Genomic DNA, 20,256 nt, shown 5'->3' with positions numbered 1-20,256 from the left:
GAATTGAGCTTAATATGAGATTGAATGTAATTTTTTCAGAACTTGTGCCGCCACCGAGTTTCTTTAAGCTAATTACTCGATGCAGGCAAAGTATTTCTGGAATGGGAACCGGGTTTTTGAAGATTTGCCGACAAATCCTGTCTTTCATTGCTTGTTTCCCCAAATTCGCACAAGCGTTAAAATTTAGTCGATCGAACTTTCAGGATATTTTTGAGATTATGGCGAATCAACTTCCGATTCCGGTGATTGTTAACGGTGCTGCAGGCAAAATGGGCCGCGAAGTAATTAAGGCGATCGCCCATGCTAGTGATATGACCTTATTTGGGGCTGTAGACCGCTCTCCTGAGTGCCTCAACGCCGATGCCGGCGAATTAGCCGGATGCGGCCCGTTAGAAGTTCCCATCACTGACGACTTGCAAGGAATGCTGGTATTAGCAGCTCAGGAAAAGCAGTTAGGCGTGATGGTAGATTTTACGCACCCTTCGTCAGTTTATGAAAACGTGCGATCGGCCATAGCTTACGGCATTCGCCCGGTAGTCGGCACTACTGGCTTGAGCAGCGAGCAAATTCAAAAATTAGCTGAATTTGCCGATAAAGCTAGCATCGGCTGTTTGATCGTACCCAATTTCTCGATCGGCATGGTTTTGCTCCAACAAGCCGCCGTCACGGCATCTCAGTATTTTGAACACGTAGAAATTATCGAGCTGCACCACAATCAAAAAGCCGACGCCCCCAGCGGCACGGCAATTCAAACTGCCCAAATGTTAGCAGAGATGGGAAAAACTTTCAATCTGCCAGAAGTTGAGGAAACCGAAAAATTAGCCGGAGCTCGAGGTTCACTGGCCGATGAAGGGATTCGCATTCACAGCATCCGTTTACCCGGTTTAATTGCCCACCAAGAGGTAATTTTTGGCGGCGCCGGTCAAGTTTATACTTTACGACACGATACCAGCGATCGAGCTTGTTATATGCCAGGAGTCTTGCTGTCTATACGCAAAGTCCTTGAATTGCGATCGCTCGTTTACGGCCTGGAAAAAATCTTGTAGTCATTAATCATTAGTCATTAATCATTAGTCATTAGTCATTGGTAATGTGGAATTAATCTGACTTCTAATATTATGTCCGGTCGATTACCCCTAATACGGTAGGGGCGGGTTCACGAAAAATATCAGCCAATAATTGACAATCTCAAAAACCCGCCCTTTTAATCGCGGTCACTCGATCGCACATGATATAACTTCTGATTTGTGACTTCAACATCAATCAGTTAAATCTGTTAAATGCCTTAATATAATCAGCTTCCGAACAGACAGCCGTTGCATCCCGTACATTGCTCGTTGCCAAACTTCCTATGCTAATTCCCTTAACCCGCGAAACCTTTCAAGAACTAATTCCCGCCGTCGCCACGGGAGCGCAATACAAATATATCTGGGGAAAACCGCCCGATTTTTTGAGGCGAATGTTAATCTCAGCAGTCAGCGTAGTTTTCCTCCTGGTAGTCTACAACTTCGCCGGTTCCGATGTCGCGCCGCTAGTTTTAATCACCGGATTGATAGCTGGTTTGTACTGGCTGTGGGGGCCCATTTTGTGGGCGAGTTTGCGGAATGCAGAATGCCGCAAATATCAATACTGCGGTTTTTGGCAAGGACGAGTTTTGGATATATATATTACAGATGAAGTCACAAGTCAAGAAGAAACAGTCAATCAAAAAGGACAACTCGTAATAGTTGACAACCTAGAGCCACGAATCAACTTAGAAGTTGGTGACAAAACGGGATTTACTACTACACTTCGAGCTCCATTGCGGAAAGATCACCAAGGAATTGTCCCCGGTCAAGCTGCTTTAATGTTAATTATGTCAAATCAAGAAGATTTAGGCAGAATTGCCAAAGTTTCAGATATTTATATTCCCAGCCGTGACGTGTGGGTGAGCGACTATCCTTATTTACGCAGAGATTTGTTTGTAGAAATGAGCCAACAGATTAAAAAAGGCAGGAAAAAAGACCGCGATCGCACTAATCCAAGCAGAGATGTAAAAAGGCGATCGTCCGCTGATTATTAATATTCATCGTAGCCACAAATTTAAGAGCGATCGCAATTTCAACTTAGGACAAAATTCACTCTTATAGCTCGTAATGCCTACGGTTCTTCAGGTTTGCCCCTACAGTTTCATCTTTTTTAGTTCCGATCGAGGCGAACCAGCCCACATTCATGTTAAGGATCGCGAATTAAATAACTTACAATTTTAATTGTTATAGTGGGATGGGCGTCCTGCCCGTCCAAAAAGGACGGGCGGGACGCCCATCCCACTTTCAAGAGTGGAAGTTATTTAATTCTCATTCCTAAGCGCGATCGGCAACTTGCCAAATTTTGGATGACTCCTGTATCTCTAGAAAAAAATCGAGGCTTCAAAGAGCATGAATTCTCCCAAATCCGGCTCTAATACCCCCTTTATTTTTTAGTCTCTTAGAGAGAGACGCAAGGCAAGTCTAGGATCGGTTTCAACCGCCGAGTCTTATAAAAGGGATTTCTAACCCGAATTTAGTATTAGTTCAAGCTCTCAGATTCATCTGTGGAGTCAATCTAAAATCTAAAATCTAAAATCTAAAATCGACTGACTTCTCGATCAACTGTTCCCCTCTTGGCCGTAAGCTTGCCAAGCCAAATCCACCAGCCCGTTAACAATAGCCACAGCCACCACCGCAGACCCCTTGCGGCCCTCAATCCGAATGTGAGGAATCATCGAATCGTGCAGCCGCGACTTAGCCACATCAACCCCCACAAACCCAGAAGGAGTCCCAATCACCAAAGCTGGCCGAATTTCCTCAGATTCAATCAAATCTACGATCGCCGACAAAGCAGTTTGAGCCTGGCCCACCACAAAAATCCCTTCAGGATAGCGTCTTGCCAAAGTTTCAATCCCCCAAGCCGCCCGCGTCCTTTCCCTTTGGGGGCGCGTCAAAGCCTCCATCGAACAGTAAACCGGATTCGCAAAGGTACTTTGGATCAAGGGCGTAATGCCCACCTGCACCATCGGCACATCTACCACAATCGTAGTTCGAGCAGCCAAAGCCGCCGCCCCAGCCTGCAAAGCCTGATCGGAAAAACTAATTAAAGACTTGTACTCAAAATCAGCAGTCGCATAAATCACGCGGCGGACTATTTCGTACTCCGCCGCGGAAAAACCGTGGTCGCCAATTTCGTTATCGATTAATCCCAGACTCTGGGCATCGCTTACGTGCCATTCCATTTGTTGGATAGCTGTTGCCTGTGAGTTGTCAGGTATCAGCTTACCAGCTTTTAGTCATTCGTTGACTGTTGATTGTTGACTGTTGACTGTTGACTGCCAACTGACAACTAAGGATCGTCAATTAAATAATTTCCCTTTTTTCTTGTGGGACGGGCGTCGGGCCCGCCCAGAAAGGACGGGCCCGACACCCATCCCACAACAAACATGAAAAGTGGATTTTATTTAATTCTCATTCCTAAGTTTCCGACGAAGAAGATTTGCCCAACACCGGAGTCAGGAATGCCACCAAAACTCCGATCGCAAAACCGGACACATTCCGAACCACAGGCAACCAGTCAGAAGTCCGAGTCACCACCGGCCCCAGTCCGAAAGCAAAAAACAGAATGCCCCACAGCGGCGAAAAAATCAGCGCCCACTGCCAAGCCACAACCTGTCCCGGCTTCCGAGGCTGAGCCGCAAACCCGCAGATGACGCCACCAACCACCGACGTAATTAACGTCAGAACCCACTGTTCCCTCGGCAAACCGGGAACCACGCGGCATCCGCCCTGACGCAAACAGCCTTCTATGGACTCCAAAGATTCAATAATCGCTCGATCTTCGCCATTGTCCCGCACAAAAAATTGATTACCGTAGCGGGTTTGCAGTTCCACCCAAAAAGTGCGCGGCAGCAGCGGATACAGCGAGTCGCCCACATTAAAATTGAGCAAATTGCCCCCTCGCGGGTCAGCAACTAATAACACACTCTTGTCATCTAGCCCCCAATAGCTTTTGACAGCCAAACCGGGGGTGCGATCGTACTGAGTCAGCACTCGCAGTTTCCAGCCGGTTTCGGCTTCAAATGCCTTTAAATTTTTTGCCAAAGTTTGTTCTTCAATATCCGTGAGGGCTTTAGCTAAATCAATGATCGGCGTCTGAGTTGAGGGCAACAAATCGGGATTGTTGAAAGCGTGGGCCGCAGGTGCGATCGTCCACACCGACAAAGCCAGAAAAAATGCGGCAACAGAGGCTAGAAATTTTCGCGGGAAAAGCTGTGACATAGGAAATTCTAATCGGGGTCTTAATTGTGAATGCTAGCTGGCGGTCTTAACCAGAGGATAAGAGAAAACTCATATTTCTTTACAATTATTTACTTTACAGGAAGCCGAGAGCAAGGGGAAGGGTTCGGGGAAGGAAAGTTTTGAACAGGGAAGGGACTGACAATTAACTGTAGAGGGCGCAGTTGCGATCCAGGGCCAACCATCGTTAAGCAAGAGCTCGATTTCCTGACGGGGTGAGTATCGATCCCAGATATTGCACCCGCAATCAAAAACCTGTAGGCGCGGGTTCACCAAAAGCTTTAAGGGGTGCAGACAGGTTAAATAAACCCGCCCCCACCTACAAAAAAGCCCCTTATTGATATTGGTGCAACATCTCAGATTAATAATAATTCAAGCCGATGGTCACAAAGAGAGACCCTGTGTGCGATCGGTTATTTAAGTATTTTCCTGCCTGAAAAAACTTACCTTCATAAAGATTTAGCATAAGTTGAAAAACTACCAGTAAATATACTGGAAATCCAACAGACTAGCAACACCCAAAAAAGCTCTAAAATTATGTATTTTCCCGAATATCTTTATCATCGAGCCGAGCCGATAATGATGAGCAACCGCTGAATAATGATTTAAAAAAAATTAACCATTTCTCAAGGAGCGCCCAGAGTGCCTTTAACCGACCAGATTAGAGAACCTTTAACAGAAATGGAATCCTTAATTCCCGGACTTGCCCCAACTTTCGCCCCACAACGGCCGGGAATTCAGACTAACAAAACCTTATTAGATCAAACTCCGGGCTCTTCTCAAAACCCCGAACAACTTAACTTAATAGAACCCGCAAGCGGGCCCGCATCCGAATTCAGTCGAACAGAAGCTGATGCTTTTATTATTAATAAAGCCTCCAATATTAACAGCATACCGGAGGCTAACACCAGCCCTCTGATAACTAACAGCACTCTCAGGGATACAACAAATTCTGAAGTTGACCCCCCTAATTGGTAAACTCGACTCGGACTTAGGAGACCCCCTAACCAACCCAAATCGAATTGCCTCAAATAACGTTTCTTCTGATTCTAATAAATCTGCGACTGACATACCTCCAGTCAACTCGTCAATCAGCAGCTCAGAACTAAATAAAACCACAGCAGCTACAACCGCTGTTCCCGATCAATTGCTGGAAAATAAAACACAATTATCGCCAACCGCCTCCACAAAATCAGAACAAGATTCGGACAAAACATTACCAGTTGTAACTGCATCTACCACGAGCGAAAAAGCTTCCGACAAAACGCCATTACCCGCTACCGCTGAAACGACTTCAAAACCCGAAGAACACCAAACGCCTTTATCATCAGAGACTACACTCTTCTTCGAGTCATCACCAAACAAAATATCACCGGCAACTGCATCAACGTCTGACAATTCAGGAGAAAATACAACATCACCCGCAACTGCCTCAGCCACTGAAAACCCTGAACTAGATCGAACATTACCTGCAACTACATCAACGACTGATAAATCAGAACCAGATCGAACATCACCTGCAACTGTATCAACGACTGACAAATCAGAACCAGATCGAACATTACCTGCAACTGCGTCAGCTTCTGATAAATCAGAATCCAACAAAACCTCAGTTGCGACTACATCAACGACTGACAAATCCGAACCCAACAAAACTTCACCTACCGAAATCTCCACCACCAAAAACTTAGATACAGCCACTAATCTAGAACCCAATAAAACCTCAACCCCAGAACCAGATCAAACCTCAACTCCCCCAACCAACATCAACTTTGACTCAAACGCATTCAGTGTCGATGAAAAAGGAATAATCGGCATACAATTCACATCCGACGGCGGCTGGTATAGCGGACAACTAGCCATCGTCAGCCTACTCGGAATGGAAAAATCGTTCCCGGTTCCGAGGCGTTCATCAAAGAAGCAGCAAGTCGAGCTTTAAGCAACTCGACAAAGGGCTACATCGCAATGGATGACGATTTAGAAGGAGCATATTACACCGATCCTAACAGCTCAGAAAACCTCAATTCCGGGCAATACCTCGGCACAAAAACATTTGCCATGACGCCTGGGGACAAATTCTTCTTCATGCTAGTACCCAACGGCACCGTACAGCAAGTATACGACAACCCCGCAATCGGCGGCGACAAAAAACCCCTATTTTCTATAGCGACAGACAATCCCAGCGACGGCTTCAGTATCGGTCAAATTGCCGATATTACAGGCGAAGGTCAACTCTTCGTCATGGAAGACATGGGACTGATTCAAGGAAGCGATCGGGATTACGATGATATCACATTCCGAGTCACGGGCGCTATATCTAAAATCATTCCCCTCAGCCAATTAGTTGACCCCTTCTCCGCATCAATTCACTCCCAGTTAATTCAAAAACTGAAGGGTGAATCGGATAAATCCGATCCGAAATTTACCCGAGAATCAACTGTTACCAATTCCGGTGATAAATCCCAGGGAGAAACACCATCGATAACTGCTGATAACGACCAACAAAAACCTCAGCAAACAGAAACATCAACAGTTGGTAAATCCGACAGCCAAGAATCGCCAGCCACAGAAACATCAACAGTTGCTAACTCAGACAGCCAAGAATCGCCAGCCACAGAAACATCAACAGTTGGCAAATCTGATACTCAAGAATCGCAACAAATAGAACAAACAGCCTCTCCCCCAGAGACACCCAGTGTTAGCCCTAATGAATTAAATTCGGAAATAGAACGGCCAGTATCAGCAGAATCAATTGTCAGCGAGTCAGCAGATGCTGAATTAATTAAAACCGACACAACTGCAACTAATCGCATTCCTAAATTGCCGGCTTCAGCCGACTATGCTGTAAATAATGCTGCTTCCCCACCAACCGCTGAAACTCTGCTAATTCCCACTCCCATCGCGTCACAGCCTCCTGCAAAAACATCTGAGATTGCCGATAATTGGGGCGAAGAATTGCCAAGAGAAACCAATGACAATCTTCCTAATACTGCGTCACAATTGCCGACCCAAATTTCTGAGGTTATTCCCGCAGAAAAGGCTGCTGGTACTCAGGAAAATGACCGGGCTGTTACCGAAAACGCAGCCGAATTTGAAACTGAACAATTTTCCACAACAACCGCTGAGATTATTGCTACAGAAAAGGCTGTCGATTTAATTGAACATGATACCGCTTTCCCTGAAATAGCAGCCGAATTAGAAACAGAAAAATTGGCAACAAAAACTGAGTCAATTGTTGCCGCACCCGAAGCGGATGATACGGTTGAACGCGATATCCCTGTTGCTGAAATAACAGCAGAATTTGAAAGCAAACAATTGCCACCAAAAACAGACGACTTCGCTCTTGCAGAATTTACTGCGGATACAATTGATACGGACATGGCTGTCACCTTCACAGCAGCAGAATTAGAGACTGAAAACCCCCCGGGAATTGTCGTTAATTCTCTCGATACCAACCCGCTAATTTCTCACTCAAACTCTAGCGTACAAACCGATTCTCCTATACAGACACTTTTCTCAACTCCATCAGAAACAGCAGCAGGTACGGCACAGATAGCCTCAGTCGAAACCAGCGTTTCACCCTCAACTCTTAAATCCCCACCCGAACCAAATTCAAACACTTATAATAGCAATTCAACTCCCACAGAAACTACCGTCGTCCAGCCCACGTATTCTGATACCGAAATTGCGCCAAAACCCGCAGATGTATCGAGCGGTTTGCTGCCGTTAGAGGCAGAAGAATCGGCTCAATTTTCGGACGGTATTGCAGACAGTCAATCTTATTCCACACAGAGTACAGGCAACTTCCAAAGCAATATCAATCCCCCAACAAATTTATCAATAACAACAACAGCCAATTTACCAATCCCCGGTACTTTCCTTGTAGATAACCAAGGAAAAGTCAAATTTGACTATGTATTTGATGGCGGCTCCTTTGAAGGCGAACTCGGAATTTTCAGCCTGGCCGGAATGTCCGCATTCACACCCGGTACTCCAGAATTTATCGCCGAAGCATCCCGTAGAGTTTTAAGCAATTCCACCGACGGACACATTGTAATTAGCGACAGCATAGAAGGAGCAAAATTCACCGGTGCGATGCCGTTCGACGGAGACTGGGACAGCGGCGAATATCAGGGTATCAAAACTTTCAACATGACTCCAGGCGACACCTTTGCCGTCATGTTAGTCCCCAACGGTACAGTGCAGTCATCCCTCGAATCCTCATATTCGGGAAATTGGTTCCCCGAAAACCGCCCCTTATTCAGTATCGCCACAGCCAATCCCAACGATACATCTTACGTGTTGCCTCTAGCCGACACAACAGGTACGGGGAACACCTTTGCGATGGAAGATATGTCAGCCGCTAACTCTGACGGCGACTACAATGACCTAATCTTCACAGTGCTTGGGGCAACAGGAAACGCACCGCTGCTAGATACAGTCATCAACCCTGACAGAGAATGGCGCAATACAGCTTTAGGACAACAATTGCTCGCCGAAGCCAATCCCCCGAATTCTGACAACAATCCGCCCGTTGTTTCGCCGACAAACGCTCGGACTTACACAGAATTAGAGACAACTATTTCCTTAGAAAATCTTGCCACAGATGCAGAGGGCGACCCCCTAACAATTAGCGTCCAGGGTCCAGTAAACGGCACAGTAATTTTCAATCCCTTAACGAACAAAGCATCCTTTAAACCAGCACCCGGTTTCTCTGGAATTGCCAGCTTTGATTTCCTTGCCAGCGACGCTTTTGGGAGTTCAACTCCCGCGCGGGTGACAGTCAACGTCAGCGATGTTCCGCTGCTGAATCTAGATTTTGTGAAGCGAAATCCCCGACTGGATGCAGGAGAAAATACGGAATTAGTTGTGCTGGGAGATTTTGCCGACCAAAAAGGTGTAGTGCTGCCAGATTCTTATCTAACTTACACTTCAATAAATCCAGAAGTAGCACCCATTGACGCGACCGGGAAAGTGACGGGTTTGGTCAACGGCACTTCGATTTTGAGCGCGAGTCGCAACAACCTGCAAGCAGTAACAGCGGTGCGAGTAGGAAAATTGCCAGCCCCCACCAACGATGCAGAATTCACTGGAGCACTAGCCGAGATTAACGGTTTGAATGTCTATCCCAAAGCAGTCACCATGACAGCCGGAATGGGACGCTCGCTTTTAGTAGGAATTGAAAATATCATCCAATCCCCCGATTTGAAATTCGGCTCAGTAGGAACTCGCTATTTCCCCGGAAACTCCAACTTATTGCAAGTGAATTCAGACGGCATTATTACTGCAATAGAAGAAGGAGTTACTAACGTCACCGTCATTCACGGAGCAGCCGAAGAAGTCGTACCAGTAAGAGTCTCCCTGCCTGCCGCCGCCGGAACAATTTTAGGAGTAAATGGCGGTGCAGTTTCTGGCAGTGACGGTTCAATTGTGATGGTACCGCCCGGTGCTCTTGCCGAAAATACAGCTATTAGTTTGACATCTCTAACCAGCAACGATCTATCGCTACAACTTCCAGACGGTTTGCAGTTTGCCGGAGGCTTCAATTTAGACTTAGGCGATCAAGCCCTGAAATTGCCCGCTCAATTAGCAATTCCAGCCCCCGCCGGCTTATCTCCCGGTACCGAAATTTTATTCATGCGAAAAGGTTCGCTGCCGGATGCTAACAATATCCAAAACCCTACTTGGCTGATTCAAGAATCCGGAGTAGTCGATGCTTCGGGTACCATCCGAACCAATTCCCCACCATTACCTGGTGTTTTAGATAGTGGCGAATGGGCGATGTTTGCATTTCCAACTCTGGGGTTTTTACAAGCTCCAGTTCCCACACTGGAACAGTTATTCACTATCGCAAATGTAGATGCTACCCTTAAAACTTCTAAAGCCCTCAGCCTCTCAACTAATTTCGGTCTCCAAAGCACCTTTTTAGGAGCCAATGCCGGCTTAATCGGTATCGCCGCCGCCACCGGAGCTCAATTCGCCGCGACAATCTTACTCCTTGCTTACTTAGCTAAATACCTGCAATCTGGATTGAAAGTCATCGCCATTCCACAAGTCGGTTTACCTGTAGTCACTCCTGCGGGTGTCGAACTCGATCCAGAAGGGATTCCCAGCGTCACAGCGACTCTAAATATACCGACATTATTCCCAGCAGACCCCTTCGCACCTCCAGTGCTTCAATCCGCTGAATTTAAGTTGGAAAATGGATCCCCAACCGTCGTCCTGACAGGCAGCAATTTCCTGAATAACTCCAATGATTTGGGCGGTGAATTTGAGGATTTAACTGTCAGCTTCCGCGTCGGCGACAAAACTTATCCCGGCATTTCGATACCGGATAAAAACACAGATTTAGGAGAAAATCGCTACAAAATTGCTGTCAAAATTCCGATTACCGTACCTGTCGGTGAATCCAGCATTGTAGTATCGAGGAAGCAGAAAAAGCGCTTCGGGCCGGGTACTGGAGATTACGAGATTGTCGAACTAGAAAGTGAAGAAAATATCCGCCTCGCCCCTACCTGCGTTGAATTGGCGCTGGTGACCGAACGCACGGGCGACAAAATCAACGTTATTAACCTCAAAGACCCTTTATCAACTGTTGAAACCCAGACCAGCGATAAATTGGCGGTTGCTTTTAACATTCCTGTGGGTAATCCCAATATCCCATCAGACCGACCGGAGTCGATCGCGCCTACCAACAATGCTACCCGCGGCTACGTGACTCTGCGCGACACCGGCCGCGTGTCTGTGGTGGATTTGATAGCCCTGCGAGAGATAGACACTACTCCTGAAACGGCGACTGTAGATGCGATTAGCTTGCCCTCTGGAGCCAGACCGCAAGCTATTGTTATCGACCCCAAAGACAATTATGCTTACATTGCCGACCAAAATCGCCCCAACATCTACGTTCTCGACATCAATCCGAATTCGGCAACTTATCATACCGTTGTTCAGACAATTAACGTCTCATCGCCGCTGGGATTGAGCCAGTTGGCTATCAGCAGCGACGGGCGGCGACTGTTTGCCACAGGTTCCGACAATAACGAACAAACACCTAACCGCCGCATTTACGCTGTCAACATTGACCCCGCCGACAAACCGAAGGCTGAGGGTTCTAACGATCGCAAGTGGCAGCAGCAGATTGGAGTAATTCCCACCGCATCAGAGACAGAGGGCATAGCTGCTACTCCCGACCCCAAGAAAATGGTGTTCACCAACGGATTTGCTAGTGTCCTCACCATAAGTAATGGGGAGCAGATCAAGCTTCAGAATGACGGCCAGGGCTTTGGGGTACTCGAAATTGAGTCTGATGACCCCCTCAACTTTAGTGCTAAAGTCAGCTACGCTCCTCTGTCGCTGGGCCTAGCTAATGACTATTTTGATGTCAACGAGGCAGTGGCTGTAACAGTAACGCCAGACGGGAAATATGCGTTTGTTGCCGGCCGCAACTCTAGGGCAAATATAGGTACGCGCGAGGGTGGAAATATAGGCATTATCAAAGACCCGCTGGGACCCAATCCTCAATTGGTGGCTGCGACTCGACCGATTCCCGACAGCTTAACTAACAACCTAGCGCTTTCGAGCGACGGCAAATATTTGATTGCTTCCTATCCCACCACAAATTTGGGAGGAAGTTCCTACGTTTTCGATGTTCAGGAAATGATTAAGGCTATAGAGAATCCCGGCAATTACAAGCTTGACGCACGAGACAGGGGAGTGGGTACCGTTGGTTTCGCGACTGACACTGAGCGAAATGCGACCCAAGCCGACTTCGCCCGCGTGCCCATTGACGATATCAACCCTCTTGTCAGTATTGCGGCCGACTACGAAATTACGGGGGGAAATTGGATTAATAACTTTGAGTTTAGCGTCCCGGATGGCACGAAACGCGCTCCCATTGGTATCGGCGGAAATCCTAAAGGTTTGGCAATAGCTTCTGTTAAAAATTGGCTGGAATTAAAGGGACCGATTGGTAATAGCGAGAATGATAGCAATCCTTTAACTCCTACTTTTGAGTGGGATATTAAAGGCAAAAATGAGGAATGCGGTCTTCCTAATTTAGACCCAGATAAAGACATTCATGAAGTCAATCTTTATGTCAGCGTATTTCCCAAAGAGGAAGGATTATTACCGGGGGATAGGTGGCCTGGGTTAGAGGCTCTAACATCGGCACAAGACTACAATCCCAATCGTATCCTGACTGCTAAGTGGAGTAAAGATACTGGTAATTGGACTTGGAACGGCGTCAGTAAGCCTGGTAACTTTGAGGAGTTTACTCTTCCTCCCAGTCTCATGTTAACAGCCGGCCAGAAATACTACTGGGCTGTGGAAGCTTTGGGAGAAAATGGAAAACAGCTAGGTACAGGTCAACCCGTAACAGGTGAGTTTAAAACTCTTCTGCCCACGGTAAAAAATAGCAATACTTTCAGCAGCGTCACTGTTTTAACGCGGGGTTTAGAGCCTGGCGAACCGGAACACAGCCAACTGATTGACAACCAACTTAATGGAGTTGCTAAACACATTTATGAAGAAGGAGGTGCCGTTCAGAAATATAACTCTGCAACTGGGAAGTGGCAGTCAGTTGCCCCCGAAGGAAACGATTGGATATTTAGTAACGCCGTTCGGTCTCCTCAATATGGCAAGCCATTAGTGCTGCTAGCTAATTGGGTGGATGAAATTCAACCTCACAAACTTTACAATTCGGGTTTTGCTGAGGCAGCCGCAGATGTTTTATTTGCCTCAATGGTACAACTCGATTTGGAGGAGGGCGGTTCTATCGGAAAGGAGGGTAAACTTTATGATAGTACGGGCAAGTTAATCCGCAATCAAGGAGCTGTTTTCAACTCGCCGCTACATTTTGTTGGTTTCGGTCAGGGGGCTGTTGTTAATAGTGAAATTGTACAGCGTTTGGGTACGTTTTTACCTGATGCCGGAGGTACGAATAGCGCAAATCGCGACCTTCAGATGACGACTATTGACCCTTACGATTACGATGATAATTCTTTTTCTGGACCTTTCCTTAATATTCAAGATCCGGAAATTAAGGTTTGGAATAATGTCACTTATGCTGACAATTACTACCAAACTAATGGTATTGGGAATACAATTAACGGGCGGGAACTTTCGGGAACGAACTGGAAATCTGATTGGAATGTTTCACTCAATAATCTGGCTGGTTTTACGCCGGATGATGGGGAAGGTGCTTCCCATCGGGCTGCTTTGGCTTGGTATGCGGGGACTGCTAATCTCAATGAAAGTCAGTTTCCTTCGGAGAATGGCGAAACAATTTACCGTCGCTTGGGTGATTTGGAGCAAAATAATATTGCTGATGTTACTAAGACTTGGTACACTCCTGAGCACACTAATGCTAGTTTTACTCAGGGCGATACTAAAGCTCCTTGGGAAGGAATTGGTACGGGTTGGTTCGACTCTGTTTTGGGGGGAGGTTCTCAATTACGGCCTTATTTTGATGGTGGGAAGAAGACTAAAAATGAGTTGGGTGACTTTGAGGATTATTTGAAGAAGAATCGGGTTTCGGTTTACGAGGATAATACCTACACAGATAGGATGCGGGGTGATTATGCAGTTCCTACTTTGTTTAATGGGAATTTTGATGCTGTAGCTGGCAGAAAAAGCGCTCAAACTATCCCAGGTTGGTCTTTATTTAATGGTTCCTCTGAAGATGTTTTACAATCCCACTTAGTAGATTGGTATACCATCGGAGAGGAAGTTGCAAAGAATAGAGCCAACACACCCGGCTTAAAAGACTTAATAGGTAGCGGTTACTTAGATGCCATAAGCTACGATGTGGCTCGACCTAATTTTGCCCTGAGAATGGGAGTAGGTGGGACAAAGAAAATCGTACATAACTACTTTGTGATGCCAGAATGGGGAGATTTGCGATTTAACCTCCACGCGCCGTTTCAGAACCGTGGTGGAAAACTTAAGGTCTGGCTGGAAACTACACCAAAGACAGACTCGCAAGGGCAACCAATTATTGGTACTGGCAGTCACCTTCTCAAAGAGATAAATCTCTCAGCAGATCCAGAAAATAAACTAGAGACATATGCAAGCGATATTGACAAAATTGGTTTTGGCAGAGGAGGGTTTGAAACTTTCCATGTAGATAGCAGTAAGCTAGATCAGTTTCGAGGTCAGAGCGCTAAATTGAGGTTTGAAGTTGAGGGAGATACCAGAGTTTATTTAGATGATGTTTTCTTTAAGAGTAGTCACCTTGAATTTGGCAATCCATCAGAAGCTAGGTACAGTCCTGAAGAACCAAACAATAATCCCTATCGCGAAAACTTGTTACTGGAAAAACCGCAGTACACAGCATCTTACAATCGCACGACAAAAACTCCCAACTGGGTAAGCTGGCAGGTAAATAAATCATGGATTGGCGGACAACGCCAAGCTGACGATTTCATCGCCGATCCTACATTACCTAATGGCTGGCCTCAAATTAGTGGTAGCAATTATGAAAATAATAACGGGTTAAGTCTGGGATTTAACAAAGGACATATAATCCCTTCAGGAGATCGGACAAGATATCCCAAAGACAACATAGCCACTTTTTTAGGAACCAACTTAATCCCGCAAAACGCTGACAATAATCTGTTTTTTAGCGCTCCTAATAATCCCGCCGAAGCCTCTGCGTGGTACAATATAGAACAGTTAGTAACAGGTTTAGCTGAAAGTAGTAAACAAGTTTACGTTGTTGCGGGTACCTATGGCACAAATTGGGAACCACAGAAAAAGAGTAACGCTCTCCCCAACGATTCTAGGTATCAAGGGCTTACCAATTCTGAGGCTTTTCGGCAACAAGGAATTAACATTCCTACCTGGACATGGAAAACAAATCTAGTTTTAGAGCATCCTAGCCAAGGGGTGCCTGATGTTAATCGCAATACCAAAATTTACACATTTCTTACACCTAACAGAGCCGAACCATCAGCGCTAGACTGGGCTAATGCTGGGGAGCAAGGAATAGTCCACCCGTTTTATGAAATTGGAGAGCGGTTGCAATTAAATCGAGTTTTATCTCCCATTAAAAATGTGACTGAATGGCGAGACCCCAACACTTGGTTAGTTAGTCTTGAAGAACTGGAAAACTTGCTTAAAGGTAAAAATATTAAGCTGTTTTCAAATATTCCTGGAGATATTCGAGATTCTCTCAAGCAAAATATAAACTTGCCACGTCCATGATTTATAGAAATCAAATTGATGGCAAATAGAACCCTACCTTTTCCAATTAGAAGCATATTCACTAGGACCAATGATAACTTCTCCGTTGGGCAAGGTAGTGTTACGAAAGAATGCAGATTCCGTGAACAGAAGCTCAGCCCCACTCAGGTTAGCTTCTGTAAAATCTACACCATACATTTCTGCATATAAGTTGGCATCTTTCAAATTGGTATAGCTTAAATTTGCTCCTCTCAAGTTAGCAATACACAGATTAGCACCGCTCAAATTTGCCCCCCTAAAATTAACTCTCTTCAAGCAGGACTCTTGAAAATTGACACCGCTTAAGTTAGCATTAGCAAAGTGGGCACTCGGCATAATAATGTTAGGCAAATCCACACCTCTAAGATCGGCCCGATACAAGACTATGCCCTCAAACCTTCTTTCTCCAGCAGCGTAGCGCCGTAGCAATTCTTGAGTTTCAAGAACTCTAACTGGATCGCTTTTATAGCTGCCATCCGGCATAATAGTATGACAAAACAACGCAGATTCTGTATCAATATTCTGCCATTGAGCCGAGACAAAATTGGTGCCAGTTAGGTTCGTCTCAGCCAGGCTAACATTGTTTAAGTTAGTATTCTCCAAATTAGCACCGCTCAGGTCAGCATACTTCAATTGAGCATTAGTCAGATTAGCCTTGCTAAAATTTGCCTCCACTAAGCAAGTGCTCCTCAAATTAGCATTTTCTAGATTAGTGTCACTTAAATTAGCACCGCTCAGGTCGCACCCCTGGAAAATACTTGAGTGCAAATCAGAGCCACTTAAATCGATATCGATCAGGTATTCACCTTGGACAACAATTCCTTCTAAATTCATTCCAGAAAAGTCTCTCCATCCATCTTTGTACAAATTGACAACCTCCGGACCTTCCATCTCTGGGTGATGTTCGTAGAGGGATAGAAGCGGCATAAATTTTTCGGTTTCTTCTTCCCCTTCGAGATATTCTTCGCTATTCATCACTTTTTTTAAGATAAAATATTTACATATTAATAATAGCAGAGCGTGAGCCAGACAAGACTACATCCCAATCGTATCCTGGTGGATGAAATTCAACCTCACAAACTTTATAATTCTGGTTTTAATGTTTCACTTAATAATCTGGCTGGTTTTAAGCCGGATGACGGGGCTGGTGCTTCCCATCGGGCTGCTTTGGCTTGGTATGCGGGGACTGCTAATCTCAATGAAAGTCAGTTTCCTTCGGAGAATGGCGAAACAATTTACCGTCGCTTGGGTGATTTGGCTGAAAATAATATTGCTGATGCTACTAAGACTTGGTACACTCCTGACCACACTAATGCTAGTTTTACTCAGGGCGATACTAAAGCTCCTTGGGAAGGAATTGGTACGGGTTGGTTCAACTCTGTTTTAGGGGGAGGTTCTGAGGTAAGACCTTATTTTGATGGTGGGAAGAATAGTAAAAGTGAGTTGGGTGACTTTGAGGAGTATTTGAAGAATAATCGGGTTTCGGTTTACGAGGATAATACCCCAATACCTGCAATGCGGGGTGATTTTGCAGTTCCTACGCTCTTTAATGGCAATTTTGATGCAATTTTTTACCCGAATAGCATTCAAAATATTCCGGGCTGGTACAGCAATAGAACTGATAACAAACTCAAGCAAAGCGCCCTAATTGATGTAGCAGGTATTCCTGGAGCTACTCCGCCCTCAAATGGCATTCCCAACTATGCTCTACTCCTGGGAGCTGGGAACCCAACCCAAGCCACCCATGACTCGTTTGTTGTACCCGATTGGGGTAATTTGCGGTTTGATGTTTTTGCTCCTGTTCAAAGCGGACAACTGAATGTAAAGCTTGAAACGATCGACGGTCAAAGTAAAGATGTAACCGTCAATCTTGCAGAAGATGCAAACTTTTTGATTGACAGTACCAACAATCAAATTCAGAATACTAAGGATATCTACTCTGATATCGAAAATAAGATTGGGTTTGGGAGAAAAGGATTTGAAACCTTCCAACTTAAGTTAAACCTCACTGATTCAGAAATCGCAGAGTTTCGAGGGAAGCCAGCGAAAATAACCTTTTCTTTAGACGGTGGCGATTCCGTTTACATAGATAATGTTTTCTTCAAGAGCGACCATCTCAAATTTGGCAATCCCACTGAAGCTAGATGGAATCCTAGCAACAGTACATATCAAAACAACTTGCTGCTTGAAAAACCCCAGTACGCAGTGTCTTACAATGCTGACACCAAAATTGCCAACTGGGTTGGTTGGAAAGTAGACAAAACATGGGTTACAAGACCAGAAACACAACCAGGAGAGTTACTAAAAGGATTAAGAGAAAGACCGGAATTTATAACTGACCCCGATCTATTAGCTAGTGGCTTGTCTACCTATGATGGAAATATCTTTACGGGGTTAGGAATGAATCGAGGTCATTTGTCTCCTGACAGAGATAGATTGAGACATCCTAAAGACCAGTTAGCAACTTACCTCACAACTAATTTGATTGCCAGTCAATGGATAATAATCGATTTTTTGTTCAAGGAAGCAACAATGCAGCAGATGCTTCAGCTTGGTTCAATATAGAAAATAAAGTGGTAGCTCCCAGGGTTACTCAGGGGCAAGAGCTTTACATTTTCGCTGGAGCTATTGGTAACGATCCAAATCCTCAAAAGAAAACGAATGTTCCTGAATTGCTTGATGACATTCTAAATGGAGAGTATATCAATCAGGGAAATACAAGCCCTAGCAATTTGTCAAACCGACAAATTCACATCCCTAGATGGACGTGGAAAACAATCATGGCTGTGGAACAACCAGGAGCCGAAGTTACTTCGTCGAACATAGAAGCTTTCGCATATATGACGCCTAACGTAGCCGAACCAGATTGGAATAATGTATCCTCAGATGGGGTTCCAAATCCGCTTAACAATAATGTGTTTTCTCCCTTTTTGGACAGCGCTCGCAGTAACATAACTAATGCAGCGACTTGGAGGAACCCAGATACTTGGCGAGTTACTCTTCCAGAACTCACAAAGATTCTTAACGAACGTAACAAAGTTCGCAACTATGCGTTTGATTTTGATTTGTTTTCAAATCTGCCATAAAATGTTCAAAATGCCTTGAAGGAGCGAGGTAGATAATCTCCTCCTTCTTGACATTTTGCTTCTTTTAGTGGCAGAAAATCATCCTCTAACAACTTTTGATAACCTTGTTATAATTTCATACTTCTCTGTTAGTGTTGTGAGAATAGAGATAGGGATTGAAGGTAAAACCCGGTATGAAAACTCCGTCTTGCCGAATAATGTCCCGAAACTCGCAAGGATCTTCTCCAAAGCCATAGAGCTTAGCACCTTGAAGATTAACTCGGGTGAAATGAACACAAGTTAGATTGCAGCCACTGGTGTTAATTCCACTGAAATCGCAATCAAAAAACCTAGCATATTCCAAATGACTTGAGGTAATTTTAGCTTCCCGGAAGTTACAGTACCAAAATTGAGCCGATCCCAACTCGCACCTATGCAAATTGAGTCGGCTCAAATTAACGTAGTTAAATTGAGCACCACTCAAGTCGCTCTTTTCCAGTTCAACTCCGCTCAAGTCAGCATACTCCAAAATGATGTTTCTAAAATCTCGATCGCCAGCAGCATAGCGCCTGAGCAATTCTTCTACAGTTATTCTTTCTTTTTCCATAACTCGACTCCTGCATCTATTCGCATTTTCAATAATAGCAAACTCATCCCCAAATACCACACAACTCTAGCTTGGCGCTCGGCAGCCGCAGATAGTTTATTTGTCTCAATAGTACAACTCGATTGTTACTTCGTCAAACATAGAAGCTTTCGCATATATGACGCCCAACATAGCAGAACCAGATTGGAATAATGTATCCTCAGATGGGGTTCCAAATCCGCTTAATAATGATGTGTTTTCTCCCTTTTTGGACAGCGCTCGCAGTAACATAACTAATGCAGCGACTTGGAGGAACCCAGATACTTGGCGACTTACTCTTCCACAACTCACAAATATTCTTAACGAACGTAACAAAGTTCGCAACTATGACTTTAAGTTTGATTTCCTGTCAAATCTGCCAGAAGATATTCAGTAAGCTCTGAAGAATCAAGGGAGATATTCTCCTCCTTCTTGATATTTTACTTCTGGGCTAAACGGAACTTAGCCTTACAGGAAGAAGTTCCGTTTAGCCCAGAAGTAATCATACTCTCATAACTTTTTAGGATATTATTATAATCTCATACTTCCCTGTTAGTATTGCTGCAGGAAGAGCGATACAGATTGGAAGTGAAACCAGAAATAAAAACTCCGTCATGGCGAATAACGTCCCAGTAGTTACAAGGGTCTTCGCCAAAGCCCCCAAGCTTCGCACCTTGTAAATTGACTCTAGTAAAATTAACCGAGCTTATGTCGCATCTACTGCTGTTAAATCCTCTCAAGTCACAGTCAAAAAACCTACTGTATTCCAAATGACTTGAGGTGATTTTAGCTTCCCTGAAGTTACAGTACCAAAATTGAGCCGACCCTAACTCGCACCTATGCAAATTGAGTCGGCTCAAATTAACGTAGTTAAATTGAGCACCAGTCAGGTCAATATTTTGCAGTTCAACCCCGCTCAAGTCTGCATACTCCAAAATGATGTTTCTAAAATCTCGATCGCCAGTAGCATAGCGTCTGAGTAATTCTTCTACAGTTATTCTTTCTTTTTCCATAACTCAACTCCTGTATCTATTTACAC

General features: G+C 44.9%; 10 protein-coding genes and 1 pseudogene. 6 read left to right on the top strand and 5 right to left on the bottom strand.

The window, feature by feature from the left end:
• Nucleotides 1-218: 218 nt before the first annotated feature.
• Both dapB and QUB39_RS10980 read left to right on the top strand, forming a co-directional pair.
• Nucleotides 219-1,046, top strand: a complete 828-nt coding sequence (gene dapB / locus QUB39_RS10985; RefSeq protein WP_333208486.1) for a 4-hydroxy-tetrahydrodipicolinate reductase — start codon at nt 219-221, stop codon at nt 1,044-1,046.
• A 305-nt stretch (nt 1,047-1,351) separates the two neighbouring features.
• Nucleotides 1,352-2,062, top strand: a complete 711-nt coding sequence (locus QUB39_RS10980) for a phosphate ABC transporter permease (RefSeq protein ID WP_333058320.1) — start codon at nt 1,352-1,354, stop codon at nt 2,060-2,062.
• A 564-nt stretch (nt 2,063-2,626) separates the two neighbouring features.
• Here QUB39_RS10980 and QUB39_RS10975 read toward each other — a convergent pair.
• Nucleotides 2,627-3,250 carry a precorrin-8X methylmutase gene (locus tag QUB39_RS10975; RefSeq protein ID WP_333058319.1) on the bottom strand — a complete coding sequence of 208 codons (624 nt, stop codon included), beginning with the start codon at nt 3,248-3,250 and terminating at the stop codon, nt 2,627-2,629.
• A gap of 235 nt (nt 3,251-3,485) precedes the next feature.
• Nucleotides 3,486-4,289 carry a TPM domain-containing protein gene (locus QUB39_RS10970; protein ID WP_333058318.1) on the bottom strand — a complete coding sequence of 268 codons (804 nt, stop codon included), beginning with the start codon at nt 4,287-4,289 and terminating at the stop codon, nt 3,486-3,488.
• Nucleotides 4,290-4,949: 660 nt separating this feature from the next.
• Between QUB39_RS10970 and QUB39_RS10955 the strand changes: the two are divergent.
• A pseudogene (locus QUB39_RS10955) lies at nt 4,950-15,509 on the top strand (DUF4114 domain-containing protein).
• A 33-nt stretch (nt 15,510-15,542) separates the two neighbouring features.
• Here QUB39_RS10955 and QUB39_RS10950 read toward each other — a convergent pair.
• Nucleotides 15,543-16,502 carry a pentapeptide repeat-containing protein gene (locus QUB39_RS10950; RefSeq protein WP_015179873.1) on the bottom strand — a complete coding sequence of 320 codons (960 nt, stop codon included), beginning with the start codon at nt 16,500-16,502 and terminating at the stop codon, nt 15,543-15,545.
• 45 nt (nt 16,503-16,547) lie between these two features.
• Between QUB39_RS10950 and QUB39_RS10945 the strand changes: the two genes are divergently transcribed.
• Both QUB39_RS10945 and QUB39_RS10940 read left to right on the top strand, forming a co-directional pair.
• The gene (locus QUB39_RS10945; protein WP_333208450.1) at nt 16,548-18,092 is read left to right on the top strand and encodes a DNA/RNA non-specific endonuclease; all 1,545 of its coding nucleotides are present in this window, start codon (nt 16,548-16,550) and stop codon (nt 18,090-18,092) included.
• 8 nt (nt 18,093-18,100) lie between these two features.
• Nucleotides 18,101-18,613 (top strand): hypothetical protein, encoded by a 513-nt coding sequence (locus QUB39_RS10940; RefSeq protein ID WP_333058351.1) that lies wholly within the window; start codon nt 18,101-18,103, stop codon nt 18,611-18,613.
• Between the two features lie 115 nt (nt 18,614-18,728).
• On the opposite strand, the gene QUB39_RS10935 is transcribed toward QUB39_RS10940, so the two are convergent.
• Nucleotides 18,729-19,199: a pentapeptide repeat-containing protein gene (locus QUB39_RS10935; RefSeq protein WP_333058350.1), complete on the bottom strand. Its 471-nt coding sequence runs from the start codon at nt 19,197-19,199 to the stop codon at nt 18,729-18,731.
• A gap of 157 nt (nt 19,200-19,356) precedes the next feature.
• Between QUB39_RS10935 and QUB39_RS10930 the strand changes: the two genes are divergently transcribed.
• On the top strand, nt 19,357-19,614 hold the full coding sequence (locus tag QUB39_RS10930) for a hypothetical protein (protein ID WP_333058349.1): 258 nt from the start codon (nt 19,357-19,359) through the stop codon (nt 19,612-19,614).
• Between the two features lie 142 nt (nt 19,615-19,756).
• Here QUB39_RS10930 and QUB39_RS10925 read toward each other — a convergent pair whose 3' ends face one another.
• Entirely contained in the window at nt 19,757-20,230 is a 474-nt protein-coding gene (locus QUB39_RS10925) for a pentapeptide repeat-containing protein (protein WP_333058348.1), read from the bottom strand.
• Between the last annotated feature and the right edge of the window lie 26 nt (nt 20,231-20,256).

It is taken from the genome of Microcoleus sp. AT8-B5, assembly GCF_036705565.1.
Classification (GTDB): domain Bacteria; phylum Cyanobacteriota; class Cyanobacteriia; order Cyanobacteriales; family Microcoleaceae; genus Microcoleus.
Note: the sequence above shows the minus strand (reverse complement) of the source record. Positions and strands in the feature narration are given on the sequence as shown.

Excerpts from the sequence above, each read along its gene's own strand:
- dapB (WP_333208486.1), top strand. The coding sequence starts at position 219 with ATGGCGAATCAACTTCCGATTCCGGTGATTGTTAACGGTGCTGCAGGC.
- QUB39_RS10980 (WP_333058320.1), top strand. The coding sequence starts at position 1,352 with ATGCTAATTCCCTTAACCCGCGAAACCTTTCAAGAACTAATTCCCGCC.
- QUB39_RS10975 (WP_333058319.1), bottom strand. The coding sequence starts at position 3,250 with ATGGAATGGCACGTAAGCGATGCCCAGAGTCTGGGATTAATCGATAAC.
- QUB39_RS10970 (WP_333058318.1), bottom strand. The coding sequence starts at position 4,289 with ATGTCACAGCTTTTCCCGCGAAAATTTCTAGCCTCTGTTGCCGCATTT.
- QUB39_RS10950 (WP_015179873.1), bottom strand. The coding sequence starts at position 16,502 with ATGAATAGCGAAGAATATCTCGAAGGGGAAGAAGAAACCGAAAAATTT.
- QUB39_RS10935 (WP_333058350.1), bottom strand. The coding sequence starts at position 19,199 with ATGGAAAAAGAAAGAATAACTGTAGAAGAATTGCTCAGGCGCTATGCT.
- QUB39_RS10930 (WP_333058349.1), top strand. The coding sequence starts at position 19,357 with ATGACGCCCAACATAGCAGAACCAGATTGGAATAATGTATCCTCAGAT.
- QUB39_RS10925 (WP_333058348.1), bottom strand. The coding sequence starts at position 20,230 with ATGGAAAAAGAAAGAATAACTGTAGAAGAATTACTCAGACGCTATGCT.